The following is a 17,632-nucleotide window of genomic DNA, read 5'->3' on the forward strand; positions in this document are numbered from 1 at the left end:
CAATGTACCGTCGCAGTTTACGCCAGCGTGTCGCCTTTGCATTTGCGATCTGTGTTGCAGTACTTAGCGTGGCGTGGGGATTCGCTTTCCTCGCTGCGATCAGATTGACCGAAGACCGTGTGCTGATGCAACAGCTACAGGTTGCGGCCAAAAGCTATCCCGAGCTGACGATGAACCTTCGCGGCTACGATAAGGTAACCAGCTTGCCGGAATCACTGCAGCAATGGGCGCAGACGGATCCCGCGCAAGGATTGTACGAATTCGAAGCCGAAGAGTTGCATGTCGCGGTGCTATCTACCACCAATGAAAAACAACCTGCAAGCAACGAACAACAAAAGGCCTTTGTGGTGTTCGACGTTGCTGGTATTGAGGCTGCATCGTCAGAGGATTGGTGGTTGTTGCTGGTCATCACAGGTGTGGTGGGTACATTGGGTGTTTTTGGCTTCGGGCTGGGAGTTGTTGTGATGCGCAGAGCTGTAGCCCCTGTCGCACAGCTCGCCAAAGCTGTTGCGGACATCGACCTTGAACACCTGTCGGCTGAAGATTACAAACGCATAGAGTCAGGCCGCTTTGGTGATGACGAGGTTGGTGTACTCGCAGCGGCCATTGAGAAAACTCTTGAGCGTATCAGCGCCTTTGTTGCAAGGGAGCGAGACTTTACCAGCTCAGCCAGTCATGAGTTACGCACTCCAATCACTGTCATCACAGGCGCGCTTGAGCTGCTGGAACAGAGTGATCTGTCGGCAGCCGATGTGCAGGCGCTGGATAGAGTGAGGCGTGCGACGCTCGATATGAAGACCACTATTGAAATGTTCTTGTGCCTCGCTCGCGAAACGGATGATGGCTTATACCAAGAGCAGTTCTTGGTGATGCCGCTGGTAAGGCAGGCGATCGATCTGCAGCGCCACTTACTGAACCGCAAGTTGGTCGATGTTGAAATCGACCAACTCGAACACCCTTGCGTCTGCGGGCATCAACAGGCTTTCTCTATCGCCGTCAATAATCTGGTGCGAAATGCATTCCAGCACACGCACACCGGGCAGGGGCCAATTTCGATTCTTATCAAAGAGCAGGAGTTGTTGATTACCAATCAACTGAACCACGACAGCAACCAACTAAACAGCGACGCTGACGGACGGCATACGCCGACCGAGGCGTCTGAGGGATATGGCCTGGGGCTGGGGATAGTGCAAAGGTTGTGTGAGCGCAATGGCTGGTCATTTACGCTACTCGCTGACGAGAAGTGTGTAGTCGCCCGTCTTTCGTGGTGATGACGGCAGATATTGCAAACAATGAAAGTATGAGCATTGATCGCTGTGGAACAGTGCCGATGAAATGACAGACTTTAGCTAAATAAAGGCTGCAAGTCAGGATTTATTTCAACTTCTGCTTATTTGCAGCTATACCTGCTCTGCACAAACCCACTCTGGTATACCCTGGTTTCCAGATGCTGTAGTTTGATATCAGTAGCCAAAGCACCAAATAACGCTATACCTTCACCTATCAGCACCGGAATGCGGGTGAGTGTCAGTTCATCTACCAGATGATGGCGCAGGCTTTGTTGAATAATGTTACCGCCATCCAGATACACTGCTTTGTAACCCTGCTGCTTAAGCTGATGAAGAATATCCACCATTGCACCCTGACGAATTTCTACTTTGCTTTGCAGCTCAGGTGCCAAATCAGCGGCATTGAGTTGATGACTCAGCACTACAGTTTTAACCGCATAAGGCCAGTCTATACCAAAACTCAGTACTTTTTCAAAGGTGGCCCGGCCCATTAAAATCACGTCAATACCAGACATAAAGGCGCTGTAACCATGATCGTCTGTTGAGTCTGTGGCAGAGGTTAACCAATTGATGTCGCCATCTTTTTTTGCGATAAAACCGTCCAGGCTGGTGGCTATAAATACTTTAACTTTCATTGATATGTGCCTTTTGTCTGCGTGTTACCTTACAAAAATACAGCCACTATCAGAACATAAAATTATCTGCAGAACAGTTACAACTTGTATTCTTGCCCGGAGGGAAGTTTTTATCTATTCGTCGTTATCGTGTGGGTAGTATCATCCAAATACTGCTGCAGCTGTTTAACCCGCTTTGGCCGCTCAAATAACTGATACAACTCCAGCCAGTCAGCTAACTGCATCAGCGGCAAACCCTGCTGCCAGCTAGTTTTCTCAGGCTGAAACAAAAATTGCTGTAAGCCGTCGTCTTTTAGCACCTGTATGCCCGCCATCAGTTCGATCACAAGGCCATTTTTGCTAAAACGGGCAAAGCCCTTGCTGCGATAAATGGGATGGAGCGATACAGGCACAGCGTGAGCATACTGGCTGAGCAGGGTTTTAAACTGCTCAAAGCGCTCCAGTGTGCAGACTAAATCCAAATCCCGGGCTTGTGGCTCTATGCCATAGCACTGCAATAAAAAACTGCCGCCTATGGCCCAGTCTTTTGGGCCAAGCAGTTGGACTAATTCTGTGGCAAGGATCCTGATATCAGTTTGCTGCATCAGTGTTTTGGAAAAACTTGTTCTATACGGGCGATAAAATGCCCTTTCGCCAGCTGAGTTTTCACTTGTTGGCCCGGTTGTAGCGTCGATGCATCAGTAATCACTTGTTGCTGCTCGTCAAAGCTGATGCTGTAGCCCCGCTCTAAAGTCGCTAAGGGGCTGACGGTATGCAAACGGCTGCTTTGCAATAACCACTGTTGCTGCTTTTGTTTCAGCAACTGCTGCATAGATTGGAGTAACTGATGGTTGTGCTGACTCAACTTTTGTTGCTGCTGTTTAATCCGCACCAGTGGCGTCAGTTGCTGCAAACGATGTTGCAAAAACTGTTGTTGCTGCGCCGCTTTATCGATACGTCGCACTAAGGCTGTTTGCAAGCGCATCTGTAATTCATCCAGATACTGCTGCTGTTGCTGTAAACGTCGTGCCGGGTCAAGCAAGGTTAAGCGATGCACCAAAGCCGTTAAACGCGGCTGCTGCTGTCTTAAGTAGCTTTGCATCGAACGTTGTAGCCGTTGTTCTGCCGATAACAATGATTGAAGCTGTTGTTGCTGATCAGGGGAGACCAACTCAGCTGCGGCTGATGGGGTGGCTGCGCGCACGTCTGCAACAAAGTCGGCTATGGTAAAGTCTATTTCATGACCTACAGCGCTGACGGTTGGAATAGGGCAGTGGGCTATTAAGCGGGCTACCTGTTCATCGTTAAAACACCATAAATCTTCCAGCGAACCACCACCACGGCCAATCAGCAGCACATCTACTTCATTGCGGGAGATTGCTTTTTGGATGGCGTTGTAAATTTGCGCCGGAGCCTGAGTGCCCTGAACTAAACAAGGATAAATAATGATTTCCAATGCAGGAGCGCGGCGTTTTAGTACTGTGATGATATCGCGAATGGCTGCGCCTGTAGGTGAGGTGACTACTCCAACTTTTTGTACTTTTTTTGGTAGCGGCTTTTTGCGCTCAGGTGCTAATAAACCTTCAGCAGCCAGCGTGGCTTTAATTTGTTCGTATTGTTGTTTCAGTAAACCATCGCCGGCTGGTTCCAGCATATCTGCTAATAACTGATATTCACCCCTGGGTTCATACACACTGATACGGGCTCGGATCAGAATTTGCTGACCATTTTTTGGCTGCAAACTGGCGTATCTGTTGCTTTGTTTAAACATCGCCACTTTGACCTGAGCGGCCTGATCTTTTAACGAAAAGTACCAATGGCCGGAAGAGGCAGCGATAAAATTGGACACTTCGCCCACTAACCACAGCTGACGGAATTGCAGCTCAAGAGTCAGGCGAACTTCAGAGTTTAAGCGGGAGACAGTGTAAATATCAGCTTGCGACATGGCGTGGATTCCGGTGGTTCAGGCAGCTAATGTAACACAAAAGCGAAAAACTGATTGTGGCAAAGCGTAAAAGCGGATAAAATTGCGCCGCAACATTCCCCCCTCTTTTTTATAACAGCGAGATTGTTGCAATGCTCAGGATCGTGAAAGAAGCCATTACATTTGACGACGTGTTACTTGTACCGGCGCACTCCACTGTGTTACCCCATACCGCAGACCTGCGGACTCAATTGACCAGCAAAATTACGTTAAATATTCCTATGGTATCGGCGTCTATGGACACTGTCACCGAGGCTCGTTTAGCTATTGCTTTAGCACAGGAAGGCGGTTTAGGTTTTATTCACAAGAATATGACCATCGAAGAGCAGGCAGCCAATGTTCGTAAAGTAAAAAAATACGAAAGTGGTGTGGTATCAGACCCTGTTACTGTACGTCCGGAACAAAGTATCCGTGAAGTGCAGCAACTGGCGGCTCAGCATGGTTTTTCTGGTTTCCCTGTAGTGGATGCCGACAACAACCTGGTTGGCATAGTGACAGGCCGTGACCTGAACGTTGAAACCAACCCACAGCTGGCTATTTCCTCTGTGATGACGCCAAAAGAGCGTTTAGTCACTGTGAACGAAGCCGGCCCACGCGCTGAAGCTTTAGCTTTAATGCACAAACACCGCATTGAAAAAGTATTAGTGGTCGACAACGCTTTTAAATTAAAGGGGTTGATCACAGTACAGGATTACAACAAAGCCGCCAGCAAACCAAATGCCTGTAAAGACGAATTTGGTCGCTTACGTGTCGGCGCTGCTGTGGGCGTAGGCCCGGGCACAGACGAACGTATAGCTGCTTTAGTAGAAGCTGGTGTGGATATTTTATTGATAGATACCTCACACGGTCACTCTGAAGGTGTGTTAGACCGCGTGCGTCAAACCCGTGCTTTATACCCTGATTTACAAATAGTTGCAGGTAACGTTGCCACAGCTGAAGGCGCAAAAGCCCTGGCTGAAGCCGGTGCCAACGCTGTCAAAGTGGGTATAGGCCCGGGTTCAATTTGTACCACCCGTATTGTCACAGGTTGTGGTGTACCACAACTGACAGCTATCTCTGATGCAGTAGATGGTGTTCAGGGCATGGACGTTTGTATTATCGCTGACGGTGGTATCCGCTTCTCAGGTGATATAGCTAAAGCTTTAGTGGCTGGTGCACATTGTGTGATGGTCGGTTCTATGTTTGCCGGTACTGAAGAAGCGCCGGGCGAAGTAGAGCTGTATCAGGGCCGTTACTACAAATCATACCGTGGTATGGGTTCATTAGGTGCTATGGCACAACGTAATGGCTCGTCTGACCGTTATTTCCAGGGCAGCAACAATGCTGAGAAGTTAGTTCCTGAAGGTATTGAAGGCCGTGTGGCGTACAAAGGCCCAATAGGCACTATTATTCACCAGCAAATGGGTGGCCTGCGCTCTTCTATGGGCTTAACAGGTTGTTCCACTATTGCTGAAGTCCGCACTAAGCCGGTCTTTGTTAAAGTAACCTCAGCTGGTATGGGTGAATCGCACGTGCATGATGTGCAAATCACCAAAGAAGCACCAAACTACCGCTTAGGTTAACCGCTTAATCAGAGGCTGGCGAATTGCCAGCCTCTGTGTTTTATCCATTCGACTTTTGTTACTACAAGGTGATTATGAGCAAAAACATTCACTTCCATCGAATTCTGATCCTCGACTTCGGTTCGCAATACACTCAGCTGATCGCCCGTCGTGTGCGTGAAATTGGCGTTTACTGTGAACTGTGGGCATGGGACGTTACTGCTGAACAAATCGCTGAATTTGCTCCAACCGGTATTATTTTATCCGGTGGTCCTGAAAGTGTGACCGAAGCTGGTTCACCTCGCGCCCCATCTTATGTATTTGAAGCCGGTGTGCCTGTACTGGGTGTGTGCTACGGCATGCAGACCATGGCTGAACAACTGGGCGGTAAAGTTGCCGGTTCCGAGTACCGTGAATTTGGTTATGCTCAGGTTGAACTGATTGCTGAAAATGCCATGTTCACCGGTATTGAAGATCATCTGAATGAACAAGGCCGTGGCTTACTGGATGTCTGGATGAGTCATGGTGATAAAGTCGTACAAATCCCAGAAGGTTTTGTCACTACTGCGCAAACGCCAACTTGCCCTCATGCCGCTATGGCTGACGAAGCCCGTCAATTCTATGGCGTACAGTTCCACCCTGAAGTGACTCACACCCGTCAGGGTCTGCGTATGTTAGAGCAGTTTGTGGTGGATATCTGTGGTTGTGAAAAACTCTGGACTCCGGCCACTATTATTGATGACGCTATTGCCAACATCAAAAAGCAGGTTGGTGATGATCAGGTTATTTTAGGTTTATCCGGTGGTGTCGACTCGTCCGTTGTGGCTATGTTATTACACCGCGCTATCGGCAAAAACCTGACTTGTGTCTTTGTGGATAACGGCTTATTACGGTTAAACGAAGGTGCTCAGGTGATGGATATGTTTGGTGACCATTTTGGTCTGAACATTATTCATGTTAAAGCTGAAAACCGTTTCCTCGACGCCTTAAAAGGTGAAGCTGAACCTGAAGCTAAACGTAAAATCATAGGTCGCGTTTTTGTTGAAGTATTTGACGAAGAAGCAAAAAAACTAAGCAACGCTCGCTGGTTAGCTCAGGGCACTATTTACCCTGACGTCATTGAGTCTGCCGCTTCTAAAACCGGTAAAGCTCATGTGATTAAGTCGCACCATAATGTCGGCGGTTTACCTGCGGATATGAAAATGGGTTTAGTCGAGCCTTTGCGTGAACTCTTTAAAGATGAAGTGCGCAAAGTAGGTTTAGCTTTAGGTTTGCCCTACGACATGCTGTACCGCCACCCATTCCCAGGCCCGGGCTTAGGTGTACGTGTATTAGGTGAAGTGAAAAAAGAATACTGTGATTTATTACGCAAAGCCGACGCGATTTTTATCGAAGAACTGCGTAATTCAGGCTGGTACGACAAAGTCAGCCAAGCCTTTACCGTATTCCTGCCGGTGAAATCTGTCGGCGTAATGGGCGATGGCCGTAAATACGACTGGGTAGTCTCTATCCGCGCCGTAGAGACTATCGACTTTATGACAGCACACTGGGCACATTTGCCGTACGAGCTGTTAGGTCAGATTTCCAATCGCATTATCAATGAAGTGAATGGTATTTCCCGGGTGGTGTACGACATTTCCGGCAAGCCACCAGCAACTATTGAGTGGGAATAATCTTCCCTTCGTACTTGAAGCCGCAGCGTTGTTGACTGCGTGTTGTTGGCACAGGTTTTATATCGGGACGGGCGCGGATAAACCACGCCCCTACAGTTCGCCTAGCTGCAACTCCAATTACTTTGGGTAGATCCTTCGTACTTGAAGCCGCAGCTTTGTTGACTGCGCGTTCCCGGTTTAGATTTTAAACCGTGCCCCTACATGCCGTCGCGCTGCAAATGCAATTACTTTGGATAATAAAAAGGGGCAAATTTAATCTGTCCCTTTTGTTTTTTACAGCTTATTAATTTCGTGTTTCAACTGATAGGATTTATCTGTCACTATCGCTTCTAAAGTCGCAACCCTTTCTTTTAGCTGCTCTATTTGTTGTTTGATTTCGTCACTCGACTGGCCGGCACTTTTCATTTTGATTTGTGTTTTAGTGTAGTTTTCATAAAAAGCATAACCAAAAGCGCCAACAACAGCGATAAAACCTATTTCAAATGGTCCCATGATATTCCTTCCCTAAGTCTGTATAAACTGAACTGATAAATGAGCGTACAACAATTAGCAAGTGTTATACCATAGTTAACATCTTGTTTTTATTCAAACGCTTAGCCTATTTTTAGCTAGGCAGCTTTAAGTAAACTCACTAAAATATAGTCAAAAGCTTAACCTTAGCTGGTAAAATTAGCCAGATTCAGCAGCACAAGAGGCAAAGATGACCGCAGACAACGATTTATACTGGATGCAGTATGCTTTGCAACTGGCCGATAAAGCTGAGCAAAGCGGCGAAATTCCTGTAGGTGCTGTGCTGGTCAAAGATGGTGTGGTGTTGGGGGAGGGCTGGAATCAGTCCATTCAGCTGAATGACCCATCTGCTCATGCTGAAATGATTGCCATCCGACAGGCGGCAGAAAAAATTGGCAACTACCGCTTAATTGATTGCACCTTGTATGTCACCTTAGAGCCTTGTGCTATGTGTGCTGGTCTTTTGGTTCACAGCAGAGTAAAACGTCTGGTATTTGGTGCTAAAGATGCCAAAACAGGGGCCGCAGGTTCAGTGCTGGATATAGTGAAACATCCGGTGTTGAATCATCAGCTTGATGTGTCGGATGGTCTTTTAGCGCAGCAATGCGCCGACAAACTCTCTGAATTTTTCCGCCGTCGCAGGGCAGAACAAAAGGCTTTAAAACAGCAGGAAAAACAACAGAGTGTTGAGGAAGGGCAGGTTAAGCAATAGCCTCGTTAGCGCTGGCTAAATCCTGAATGGATTGAAAAGAGCGGCGACGTCTGTTTAATTTTAACATCGTCATATTGCGGCTCACTCGTCTTCTGCTGGATGCAACATCCATTAATCGCCGCTTGCGCAGCATTGTAGGTTTTTTACGCTTTAACATTCAATGACTCCAAATTAGTGCCGCTACTATAAAAGCTTAGCCTTACAGATACAATCATTAGACTGATGAAGACTGCTATATGTTCCCGGACTTTTCTATTGGATTCACCGCTTTATCGCCAAATTGCTCATTAAGGCGCTGTTTTTGCTGATCTAACCTTTGTTCGGTTTTTTTCTTTTCATCAACCCATAACAGCGTATCGTAGAAACGACGCACGTTTTCGACATAATAAACAGCCTGAGCACCACGGGCGTACCCCAGTTTTGTATTCTGGTAATAGCGTTTTTGTTGCAGCAAAGGCAGACGTTGTTTCACTTCATGCCATTGATCCGGATTGCCACCATCCCGCTCTGTCAGTACACGAGCGCTTTCGACATGGCCCCAGCCAATATTATAGGCTGCTATGGCAAACCAAAGCCGGTCTGGCATCTGAATACGCTCTGGGATACGTTCAACCATACGTTGCAGATACTTAGAACCGCCTCTGATACTTTGCGCCGGATCCAGCCTGCTGCTGACGCCCATAGTCTGAGCTGTACTGACGGTCAGCATCATTAAACCTACGACACCAGTAGCGCTGCGGGCATCTGGCCGCCAGTTCGACTCCTGATAACCAATAGCGGCCAATAAACGCCAGTCAAAATTACCAGCATACTTTTCGAATAATGGCTGATAGCGGGGTAAATCTTTTTCAATAGCTTTGATGTAATCCAGCGTGGCAATGTAATCAAAACGGCGGATATGACCAAAGTATTTATCTTCCAGGCTCAATAAATCGCCGGATTGATAAGTCTGACCAAAAAACTCAATCAGCACAGCCCAAAAGGAGTCGTCAGCTTTATTATTTAACAGCCAGGCCACAGGCTGCTGCTCTTTCACCTGAAAGGCGACTGTGAGGTTGGGAAAAAAGCGCTGATTCACCGCCAATAAGTTGGAGTCGACCAGCGTATAAGGAATTTTGCCGTCTTCTACTTGCTGCAGCAGCTCGTCTGCATCTTCAGATTCACTTTCCTGCCATTGCAACTGCGGATATTCTTTTTGAACTTCTTTGAGTGTTTCTGCCAGGGAGCTGTCTTTTGGGACCAGAACAGGTGTTTTAATATCGTTAAAACTGTTTGGCTTTTTTTCACCTTTGCGGTACACCACCACTTCATTGCGCCATAAATAAGCTGGCGCTATACGGTACTTTTGTTTGCGGCTGTCCGTTACAGCCAAGCCACCAGCTATGTAATCAACCTGACCCAAATCCAGTTTTTGCAGCAAATCTTCACGTTGATAGCTGGGAAATAACTCCAGTTCAACGCCTAATTTATCCGCCAAAGCCACCGACAGTTCATAGTCGTAGCCTGTTGGTCCATCGGCTCCTATATAGTAGCTGGTAGGGCTGTTTAAAATGCCAACACGAATGCTATCTCTTTGATAAATTTCATGAAGCTGAACAGGTTCCTGTACCGGAGTACAAGAAACTACTGCTGTCAGTGCAGCTGCTGAAATACCAAATCGAATCATCCGGTTATGCCTTTGCTTTCAATCTGCGCCATTTATACCAAAATTCCTGCAGGCCGTCAGATCTTATTCATACCATTACTGACGTTTTTTCTTTATAATGCGGCGCCTGATTTTGGGTTCCATTGTCGCTCAACCAACGGAAAAAAAACCTATGTTGATCCTGCGTGGTGCACCTGCACTGTCCGAGTTTAGAGTTCAGAAGTTCATCGATCTTTGTGCCAAAGCCTCCTTGCCTGTACATGGTGTTTATGCCGAATTTATGCATTTTGCTGATTTAAGCAGCGAACTGTCGGCTGAACAACAAACGACCTTAAGCAAGTTGCTGACTTACGGACCTACTATCGTCAGCCATACACCAGAAGGTTTGTTGCTGGTGGTGACGCCACGCCCTGGCACTATCTCTCCATGGTCTTCCAAAGCCACTGATATAGCTCATAACTGTGGCCTGAATCAGGTGAAACGTTTAGAACGTGGTGTGGCTTATTATATTCAGACCACTGCCACTTTAACTGAAGCACAGCTGCAGCAGTTGAAGGGCTTAGTACACGACCGTATGATGGAAGTGGTGTTCAGCGAGTTTGAACAAGCTTCTGCCTTATTCCGCAAAGCTGAACCTGCGCCTTTAAGTTCAGTGGATATCATCAAAGGTGGCCGTGAAGCTTTAGTGAAAGCCAATATCGATATGGGTCTGGCCTTAGCTGACGATGAAATCGATTATCTGGTGACAAATTTTAATCAGTTGGGCCGCAACCCAAATGATATTGAACTTTATATGTTTGCGCAGGCGAACTCTGAGCACTGCCGTCATAAAATCTTTAACGCCGATTGGACTATAGATGGCGAACAACAGCCGAAGTCGCTGTTTAAGATGATCAAAAATACCTTTGAAAAAACGCCTGAGCACGTGTTGTCCGCTTATAAAGACAATGCCGCTGTAATGACAGGTTCTAAAGCCGGTCGTTTTTTCCCGTCTGCTGATACTCAGGAATATGGCTACAACCATGAAGATATTCATGTGTTGATGAAAGTGGAAACTCATAACCACCCAACAGCTATTTCGCCATTCCCTGGTGCTGCTACAGGTTCTGGTGGTGAGATTCGTGATGAAGGTGCCACTGGTGTCGGTGCTAAACCAAAAGCTGGTTTGTCAGGTTTTTCTGTATCCAACTTACGTATTCCTGGTTTTGAACAACCGTGGGAAACCGACTTTGGTAAACCAGACCGTATAGTGACAGCTTTGGACATCATGACTGATGGTCCTTTAGGTGGTGCTGCTTTTAACAATGAGTTTGGTCGTCCAAATATTCTGGGTTACTTCCGTACTTACGAAGAAAAAGTACCAAGCCACAATGGCGAAGAAGTTCGTGGTTACCACAAGCCAATTATGATTGCCGGTGGTTTAGGCAATATCCGTGCTGAACACGTACAAAAAGGTCTGTTACCAGTTGGTGCCAAGTTAGTAGTGCTGGGTGGCCCGGCGATGAACATTGGTTTAGGTGGTGGTGCTGCTTCTTCTATGGCTTCAGGCCAGTCGGCTGAAGATTTAGATTTTGCTTCAGTACAACGTGAAAACCCTGAAATTGAACGCCGTTGCCAGGAAGTGATAGACCGCTGCTGGCAGCTGGGCGATAAAAACCCTATTTGTTTTATCCATGACGTAGGGGCTGGTGGTTTATCCAACGCCTTTCCTGAGCTGGTGAACGATGGTGGTGTGGGTGGTAAATTCGAATTACGCAACGTGCCAAACGATGAACCAGGCATGTCACCACTGGAAATCTGGTGTAACGAATCACAGGAACGTTATGTGATGGCGATTCCTGTCGATCAGATGCCTGTGTTTGAAGAAATTTGTAAGCGTGAACGTGCGCCTTATGCTGTAGTAGGTGAAGCGACAGCTGAACACCACCTGACCTTATCAGACCAGCATTTTGGCAATACGCCTATTGATTTGCCACTGAACGTGCTGCTCGGCAAAGCGCCTAAAATGCACCGTGATGTGAAAACTCAGGTGACAGAAGGTAAAGCTTTAGATCTGAACGGTGTCACAGTAGCTGATGCCGCTGAGCGTTTATTACGTTTACCTACTATTGCTGAAAAAACCTTCCTGATCACCATAGGCGATCGCACAGTGACAGGTTTAGTGGCGCGGGATCAGATGGTGGGTCCATGGCAGGTGCCGGTAGCGAACTGCGGTGTGACCGCAGCTTCGTACGATACCTACCACGGTGAAGCCATGTCGATGGGTGAACGTACCCCTGTGGCTTTATTAGACTTCGCCGCTTCTGCCCGTTTAGCCGTGGCTGAATCGATCACCAACATTGCGGCCACTCAGATTGGTGATATTAAACATATCAAACTGTCGGCCAACTGGATGTCTGCTGCAGGTCACCCTGGTGAAGATGCTGGTTTGTATCAGGCGGTGAAAGCCATAGGTGAAGAGTTATGTCCTGCTATGGGTTTAACTATCCCTGTAGGTAAAGACTCCATGTCGATGAAAACCAGCTGGCAACAGGATGGTGAGCAGAAGACAGTGACTTCGCCTTTATCTTTGATTATCACAGCTTTTGCCCGTGTTGAAGATGTACGTCGTACTGTGACACCACAGCTGCGTACCGACAAAGGCGCAAGCAGCCTGATCCTGTTGGATCTAGGTCAGGGAGCCAACCGTTTAGGCGCTTCCTGTTTAGCTCAGGTCTATAAGCAGTTAGGTCAGACAGCACCAGATCTGGAAAGCCCTGAATTACTGATGAACTTCTATCAGGCAGTTCAGGCTTTAGTGGCCCAGCAGAAATTACTGGCCTACCACGACCGCTCTGACGGTGGTTTATTTGTCACATTGGCAGAAATGGCCTTTGCCGGTAAAGCTGGTGTCAAAGTGGATATCCAGAGCTTAGGCACAGATAACTTAGCTGTACTTTTCAGTGAAGAATTAGGCGCAGTGTTACAAGTGGCGAACAGCGATTTACCTGTAGTGCAGGCGATTTTAGCTCAGCATGATTTATCTGCTGTGGCGCATTTATTAGGTGAAGTCACCACGGACGATCAAATTCAGATCAGTCACGGTGATCAGCTGGTATACAGCAACAGCCGTACGACATTACGTACCATCTGGGCCGAAACCACTTATCAAATGCAGTTGATGCGTGATAACCCTGAAGGTGCCCGTCAGGAGTTTGTGGCTAAAGCTGATGTCACAGATCCTGGCTTAAATGCAAAATTAAGCTTTGACCTGAACGAAGATGTGGCAGCCCCTTATATCCTGAAAGGCGTACAACCGAAAGTCGCTATTCTGCGTGAGCAAGGTGTGAACTCTCATGTCGAAATGGCAGCTGCCTACAACAGAGCAGGTTTTAATGCGGTAGACGTGCATATGAGCGACATCTTATCTGGTCGTCGTTCATTGGCTGAATTTAACGGTTTAGTGGCTTGTGGTGGTTTCTCTTACGGTGACGTCTTAGGTGCTGGCGAAGGCTGGGCGAAGTCAGTGCTGTTTAACGACAAAGCACGGGCTGAGTTTGCTGCCTTTTTTGAACGTGAAACGACCTTCAGTTTAGGTGTATGTAACGGTTGTCAGATGATGTCAAATCTGAAGAGCCTGATCCCTGGCGCTGATTTATGGCCACGTTTTGTTCGCAACAAATCAGAGCGTTTTGAAGCCCGTTTCAGCCTGGTCGAAGTGCAGGAAAGTGCCTCTTTATTCTTTAAAGGTATGGCCGGATCCCGTATGCCTATCGCTGTATCCCACGGTGAAGGTCATGCAGAGTTTGCATCGCAAATTGCACTGCAAGCCGCCGATCAAAGTGGCACAGTGGCCTTACGTTTTGTTGATAACTACGGCAACGTGACCACTCAATACCCGTCGAATCCAAACGGATCACCGCTGGGTATTACCTCGTTAACTACGACCGATGGCCGCGTCACTATTATGATGCCTCACCCTGAGCGGGTATTCCGCACTGTGGCGAACAGCTGGCATCCGGATGAATGGCAGGAAGACAGCCCGTGGATGCGGATGTTCCGCAACGCACGAGTCTGGTTAGGCTAATACAGTAAAAGTGAAAACAACAAGACCTGCTTCGGCAGGTTTTGTTTTATTCGAAGTCACGGACGACGTGAGTGAAAATCGCTCCGGGCGATTTTGTTGTGTTATGTAACAGAGTTTTTAAATAAACTTTTCATTTTTACTGTATGTGCAGATATTTTCATTTTGTTCTTGATCCCTGACACATTTTTTCACAAACTAGCTGCATCTCTTTTTATTCACCTGTTTGAGTGAGATGTCCGACATGAAGTCGGTGTAACCTGAAGGATAAGGTATGCAAGTCGCTGTGAGTTCTGAACCCCATGACAATAAAGAATGGTTGTCACATGTCAAAATTGGCCAGCGTTTTGATGTTGAATTGCTGGATCAACGCAAAAGCCGCTGTAGCTGTGAGCTGGTGGGTTATAAAGCAGGTAAATATGTGTTGTTCAGGCTTGATGACGATAGCTTGCCGGATCGGTTTTTTATTAACGGGCTGGCTGTGGTCTGTCGCTTTTTAGTGGAAGATTCAGTCGGCGAATGTTTTGCCTTTAAATCTGAACTGCTGCAATTGATGCGTTTCCCGGATAAATTAGTGGTGATCAGCTTTCCTGTGGTGATCCAACGCCGCGCTTTGCGCACCGAACGACGTAGCAGCATTTTTATTCCTGCTTCAGTGCGGTTAAATCTTGAAGTTGTGCAGCATGCCCGCAGTTTCCGTGGGCATCTGATTGATGTATCCAGTGGCGGTTGTCGTTTCCTGTTTGAGCCTTCTCATCAGGGCAGCAAGGTGAATCTGGCCCCTGTGGTTTTACATATCCAATGTGAAAAAATAGGCATCGATCAGCAAATTAAGGGAGAAGTGCGTAATTCCAGAGTAGAAGATCGCGGTCTATCTATTGGTATTCAGTTTAACTTACCGCAGCTGTATTTAGATAAACTGGCTGTCGCATCCTGAAGGACGTCCGGACAGCCCGCAAAAGCTGCCCGGAACAGTGTGACTGATAAAGACTTAAAAAGAATAACGAGCACCTATCATCCAGACATAAGGGTCGATAGTCACGTCCACTGACTGAATAGTAGTGCCATTGACCTGCACCCGGCCTTCAGTCTCTATATCCATTTTGCTCAGCATCAGATGGGCGCTCCAGCTGTCCGCCAGTTTGATATTGACACCTGCCTGCATGGCCAGGCCCACTGAGTCTTTTAATTTCAACTGCACTTTGTCATTTGCATCAGTGACATTCAGCGCCTGTAAGGTGCTGACCAGCTCGCCTGATACTTCTTCCTGAAAAAAGGTAGTGTAATTCAGACCTAAGCCAATAAAAGGATCAAACCTGCTGTTGCCCAAATCAAAATGGTACTGAGCTAACAAAGTGGGTGGCAAATGTTTGGTGCTGCCAATAGGTAAACCATTGATGGCAGAACCTTTCACCTGGATATCATGGCTAAATGGGGTGGCTGCAATCAGCTCTATGGTCCAGTTTTTATTCAGTTGATAGTCGATAGTAATGCCCAACTGGGTATTGTTATTTACAGACAACTCTGTGGAGTTGGCTGGTAAACCAGCAACAGTTTCCACTACATTCAGGTGGCTGCTGGAATCTTGTGGTGCCACAGTAATAGCTCCAACATTGACTGACCAGTTGGCCAGAGCAGGGGCAGCAGAGACTGCCAATACAAGAGATGCGATGGTTTTGTAACTTGTTTTCATCAGAATGATCCTTAGCTTGGGAAACTGGCGTCATTCTGCGCTTCTGCTGCCATGAAACTTTGCCCCAGATCAATAATGCATATGGCTGAGCCCAAGCTTTGCTTGTTTTATTGATTTAAAACAACAAATACAGAATTCAAAAACAAAAAAGCCTGAATGAACAGGCTTCTTTATAAACCTGGGGCTTGAGGTCAGGAAATATAACGCGCCTTTTTATTGTCTTTCAGCTTTGTCATATCCACCAGTACTAAACCATCCACACAGTCGGCAAAGTCCGGGTCGACACCAAAAGCCAGAAAACGTACACCACCGGGTTCGGTCAGTTCACTGTATTGTTTATACAAAGTAGGAATACTGACACCCATATTGGCCAGTAAGTGCTTTAATTGCACAAAATCCTGACTGTAGTTATCGCCGTTAAAATGTTGCTGCAGCTGGCTTAAGGTATCCATTGGCAATTCATATGGAATATTAGGCACAGCACTTTGTTCAGGGCAGCGGAAATACAGGCTGTAGAAATACACCATCAGATCGCGCGCCGCTTTAGGGTAACTGTTGGATAAACTGACGCCGCCAAACAAATACCGGATATCCGGGTTTTGTTTTAAGTAAGCGCCTATGCCATACCATAAATAATCCAGACTACGTTTGCCCCAGTAACGTGGTTGTACGAAGCTGCGACCCAGTTCCAGACCCTGATCTAAATAAGGTGTCATCTGTGGATTAAACTGAAATAAAGACGCGGTATACAAACCGGCCAGGCCTTTTTCTGCCATGACTTTGGCTGTGTTGGCAAAACGATAAGCTCCGACTATTTCTAAGTCGTCTTTGTCCCATAAAATCAGTTGTTCGTAATAGCTGTCGTACTGATCGATATCACGGCGCTGACCGCTGCCTTCACCTACAGCTCTGAAGGCGATTTCGCGTAAGCGGCCAATTTCACGCAGTACGGGCGAGCTTTGCTCATACTGGTATAAATAAATCTGTTTGCCATCACTGGTTTCACCCAACAGCGGACAAGCTTCAACGGCTTTTTTCAGCAAAATACGATCTTCAGGGTGAGCTATGGCTTTTTGGGTTTTAAACAGTGGCCCTTTGTCTTTGGCGAGGCGATACAAGTGTTTTTTAAACAACTTTACCTTGGCCTGGGTTTCTAATGCCAGATGCGCAAAGCTGTCATATGGAATTTGTTCACCAATCCGCATTGCAATGTTTTTATGCTTCTGGTTAAACATTTCCTGTACCAGCAACATAGTGGCCAGTGGTTTGTAAATCATCGAAGCGCCATAAAACATCGCAGAGTTACGGCCATCTATGTAAATAGGCAAAATAGGCGCTTTGGCATTCATCGCAAAACGTAAAAAGCCACCATGCCATTTGCCATCACGAATACCGTTTGGTTTTAAGCGTGACACTTCACCAGCAGGGAATAAAATCAGCGCACCTTCTGCGGCTAAGTGATCGCTGATGCGGTCGATGCGGCTGCGTTCAGTGCCGCCACTCATATTATTTACAGGTAGCAGCAAGGAGTGCAGAGGTTCAACCGCCATCAACAGCTGATTCGCTATTACTTTCACATCAGGCCGGATATCCCGCACCAGTTTGATCAGAGCTAAACCGTCCAAAGAACCAATAGGGTGGTTGGCAATAATGACGATACGGCCAGTGCTGGGGATACGTTCTACTTCGTTGTCACGTACTGCATAAGCGAAGTTAAAGTAATCCAGTACTTGTTCTACAAATTCAATCCCTTGCAAATGCGGATAACGTTTAGCGAAGGCGATAAATTCCTGTTCGTGTAAAAGTTGGCGTAAGGCCCCTTTGACCGGTTTGGCTAACCAGGGTTTTTGTTCAAGTTTTGGCAGATGCGTTTGCATCATTTGGTCAACACTGATCATAGCGATACCT

General features: G+C 47.0%; 14 protein-coding genes. 6 read left to right on the forward strand and 8 right to left on the reverse strand.

What is annotated here, in order from left to right:
• Nucleotides 1-2: 2 nt before the first annotated feature.
• Nucleotides 3-1,271, forward strand: a complete 1,269-nt coding sequence (locus J2W69_RS06235; RefSeq protein ID WP_310275667.1) for a sensor histidine kinase — start codon at nucleotides 3-5, stop codon at nucleotides 1,269-1,271.
• Nucleotides 1,272-1,390: 119 nt separating this feature from the next.
• Here the strand turns inward: J2W69_RS06235 and J2W69_RS06240 are convergent, their stop codons facing one another.
• The 3 genes from J2W69_RS06240 to xseA all read right to left on the reverse strand — a co-directional run bounded on the left by J2W69_RS06240 (nucleotide 1,391) and on the right by xseA (nucleotide 3,848).
• Nucleotides 1,391-1,924 carry a dihydrofolate reductase family protein gene (locus J2W69_RS06240; RefSeq protein ID WP_310275669.1) on the reverse strand — a complete coding sequence of 178 codons (534 nt, stop codon included), beginning with the start codon at nucleotides 1,922-1,924 and terminating at the stop codon, nucleotides 1,391-1,393.
• 110 nt (nucleotides 1,925-2,034) lie between these two features.
• Entirely contained in the window at nucleotides 2,035-2,508 is a 474-nt protein-coding gene (locus tag J2W69_RS06245) for a hypothetical protein (protein ID WP_310275671.1), read from the reverse strand.
• Nucleotides 2,508-3,848: an exodeoxyribonuclease VII large subunit gene (gene xseA / locus J2W69_RS06250; RefSeq protein ID WP_310275673.1), complete on the reverse strand. Its 1,341-nt coding sequence runs from the start codon at nucleotides 3,846-3,848 to the stop codon at nucleotides 2,508-2,510. The genes J2W69_RS06245 and xseA overlap by 1 nt, the downstream gene beginning before the upstream one ends.
• Before the next feature lie 131 nt (nucleotides 3,849-3,979).
• On the opposite strand from xseA, the gene guaB reads away from it, so the two are divergent.
• Complete coding sequence (guaB, locus tag J2W69_RS06255; protein WP_008900511.1) at nucleotides 3,980-5,449, forward strand: IMP dehydrogenase; 1,470 nt, start codon at nucleotides 3,980-3,982, stop codon at nucleotides 5,447-5,449.
• A 74-nt stretch (nucleotides 5,450-5,523) separates the two neighbouring features.
• Nucleotides 5,524-7,101, forward strand: a complete 1,578-nt coding sequence (gene guaA / locus J2W69_RS06260; RefSeq protein WP_310275675.1) for a glutamine-hydrolyzing GMP synthase — start codon at nucleotides 5,524-5,526, stop codon at nucleotides 7,099-7,101.
• Between the two features lie 273 nt (nucleotides 7,102-7,374).
• Here guaA and J2W69_RS06265 read toward each other — a convergent pair whose 3' ends face one another.
• Entirely contained in the window at nucleotides 7,375-7,593 is a 219-nt protein-coding gene (locus J2W69_RS06265) for a hypothetical protein (protein ID WP_310275677.1), read from the reverse strand.
• A 208-nt stretch (nucleotides 7,594-7,801) separates the two neighbouring features.
• On the opposite strand from J2W69_RS06265, the gene tadA reads away from it, so the two are divergent.
• The gene (tadA, locus tag J2W69_RS06270) at nucleotides 7,802-8,323 is read left to right on the forward strand and encodes a tRNA adenosine(34) deaminase TadA (protein ID WP_310275679.1); all 522 of its coding nucleotides are present in this window, start codon (nucleotides 7,802-7,804) and stop codon (nucleotides 8,321-8,323) included.
• Here the strand turns inward: tadA and J2W69_RS06275 are convergent.
• Both J2W69_RS06275 and mltF read right to left on the reverse strand, forming a co-directional pair.
• Nucleotides 8,313-8,480, reverse strand: coding sequence for a hypothetical protein (locus tag J2W69_RS06275; RefSeq protein WP_008900515.1), 168 nt, complete (start codon nucleotides 8,478-8,480; stop codon nucleotides 8,313-8,315). The genes tadA and J2W69_RS06275 overlap by 11 nt on opposite strands.
• Nucleotides 8,481-8,555: 75 nt before the next feature.
• Nucleotides 8,556-9,989, reverse strand: a complete 1,434-nt coding sequence (gene mltF / locus J2W69_RS06280; protein ID WP_310275682.1) for a membrane-bound lytic murein transglycosylase MltF — start codon at nucleotides 9,987-9,989, stop codon at nucleotides 8,556-8,558.
• A gap of 151 nt (nucleotides 9,990-10,140) precedes the next feature.
• On the opposite strand from mltF, the gene purL reads away from it, so the two are divergent.
• Nucleotides 10,141-14,034: a phosphoribosylformylglycinamidine synthase gene (gene purL / locus J2W69_RS06285; protein ID WP_310275684.1), complete on the forward strand. Its 3,894-nt coding sequence runs from the start codon at nucleotides 10,141-10,143 to the stop codon at nucleotides 14,032-14,034.
• Between the two features lie 271 nt (nucleotides 14,035-14,305).
• Nucleotides 14,306-14,968 carry a PilZ domain-containing protein gene (locus J2W69_RS06290; protein WP_310275686.1) on the forward strand — a complete coding sequence of 221 codons (663 nt, stop codon included), beginning with the start codon at nucleotides 14,306-14,308 and terminating at the stop codon, nucleotides 14,966-14,968.
• A 54-nt stretch (nucleotides 14,969-15,022) separates the two neighbouring features.
• On the opposite strand, the gene J2W69_RS06295 is transcribed toward J2W69_RS06290, so the two are convergent.
• Together J2W69_RS06295 and olsF are read right to left on the reverse strand one after the other, a co-directional pair.
• Complete coding sequence (locus J2W69_RS06295) at nucleotides 15,023-15,724, reverse strand: OmpW/AlkL family protein (RefSeq protein ID WP_310275688.1); 702 nt, start codon at nucleotides 15,722-15,724, stop codon at nucleotides 15,023-15,025.
• A 191-nt stretch (nucleotides 15,725-15,915) separates the two neighbouring features.
• Nucleotides 15,916-17,622, reverse strand: coding sequence for a bifunctional ornithine lipid synthase OlsF (gene olsF, locus J2W69_RS06300; RefSeq protein ID WP_310275690.1), 1,707 nt, complete (start codon nucleotides 17,620-17,622; stop codon nucleotides 15,916-15,918).
• Nucleotides 17,623-17,632: the final 10 nt, after the last annotated feature.

Origin of the sequence: Rheinheimera soli (assembly GCF_031457405.1) — a bacterium.
GTDB classification, from domain to species: Bacteria; Pseudomonadota; Gammaproteobacteria; order Enterobacterales; family Alteromonadaceae; genus Pararheinheimera; species Pararheinheimera soli_A.

Coding starts and splice junctions, on each gene's coding strand:
- J2W69_RS06235 (WP_310275667.1), top strand. CDS start 3: ATGTACCGTCGCAGTTTACGCCAGCGTGTCGCCTTTGCATTTGCGATC.
- J2W69_RS06240 (WP_310275669.1), bottom strand. CDS start 1,924: ATGAAAGTTAAAGTATTTATAGCCACCAGCCTGGACGGTTTTATCGCA.
- J2W69_RS06245 (WP_310275671.1), bottom strand. CDS start 2,508: ATGCAGCAAACTGATATCAGGATCCTTGCCACAGAATTAGTCCAACTG.
- xseA (WP_310275673.1), bottom strand. CDS start 3,848: ATGTCGCAAGCTGATATTTACACTGTCTCCCGCTTAAACTCTGAAGTT.
- guaB (WP_008900511.1), top strand. CDS start 3,980: ATGCTCAGGATCGTGAAAGAAGCCATTACATTTGACGACGTGTTACTT.
- guaA (WP_310275675.1), top strand. CDS start 5,524: ATGAGCAAAAACATTCACTTCCATCGAATTCTGATCCTCGACTTCGGT.
- J2W69_RS06265 (WP_310275677.1), bottom strand. CDS start 7,593: ATGGGACCATTTGAAATAGGTTTTATCGCTGTTGTTGGCGCTTTTGGT.
- tadA (WP_310275679.1), top strand. CDS start 7,802: ATGACCGCAGACAACGATTTATACTGGATGCAGTATGCTTTGCAACTG.
- J2W69_RS06275 (WP_008900515.1), bottom strand. CDS start 8,480: ATGTTAAAGCGTAAAAAACCTACAATGCTGCGCAAGCGGCGATTAATG.
- mltF (WP_310275682.1), bottom strand. CDS start 9,989: ATGATTCGATTTGGTATTTCAGCAGCTGCACTGACAGCAGTAGTTTCT.
- purL (WP_310275684.1), top strand. CDS start 10,141: ATGTTGATCCTGCGTGGTGCACCTGCACTGTCCGAGTTTAGAGTTCAG.
- J2W69_RS06290 (WP_310275686.1), top strand. CDS start 14,306: ATGCAAGTCGCTGTGAGTTCTGAACCCCATGACAATAAAGAATGGTTG.
- J2W69_RS06295 (WP_310275688.1), bottom strand. CDS start 15,724: ATGAAAACAAGTTACAAAACCATCGCATCTCTTGTATTGGCAGTCTCT.
- olsF (WP_310275690.1), bottom strand. CDS start 17,622: ATGATCAGTGTTGACCAAATGATGCAAACGCATCTGCCAAAACTTGAA.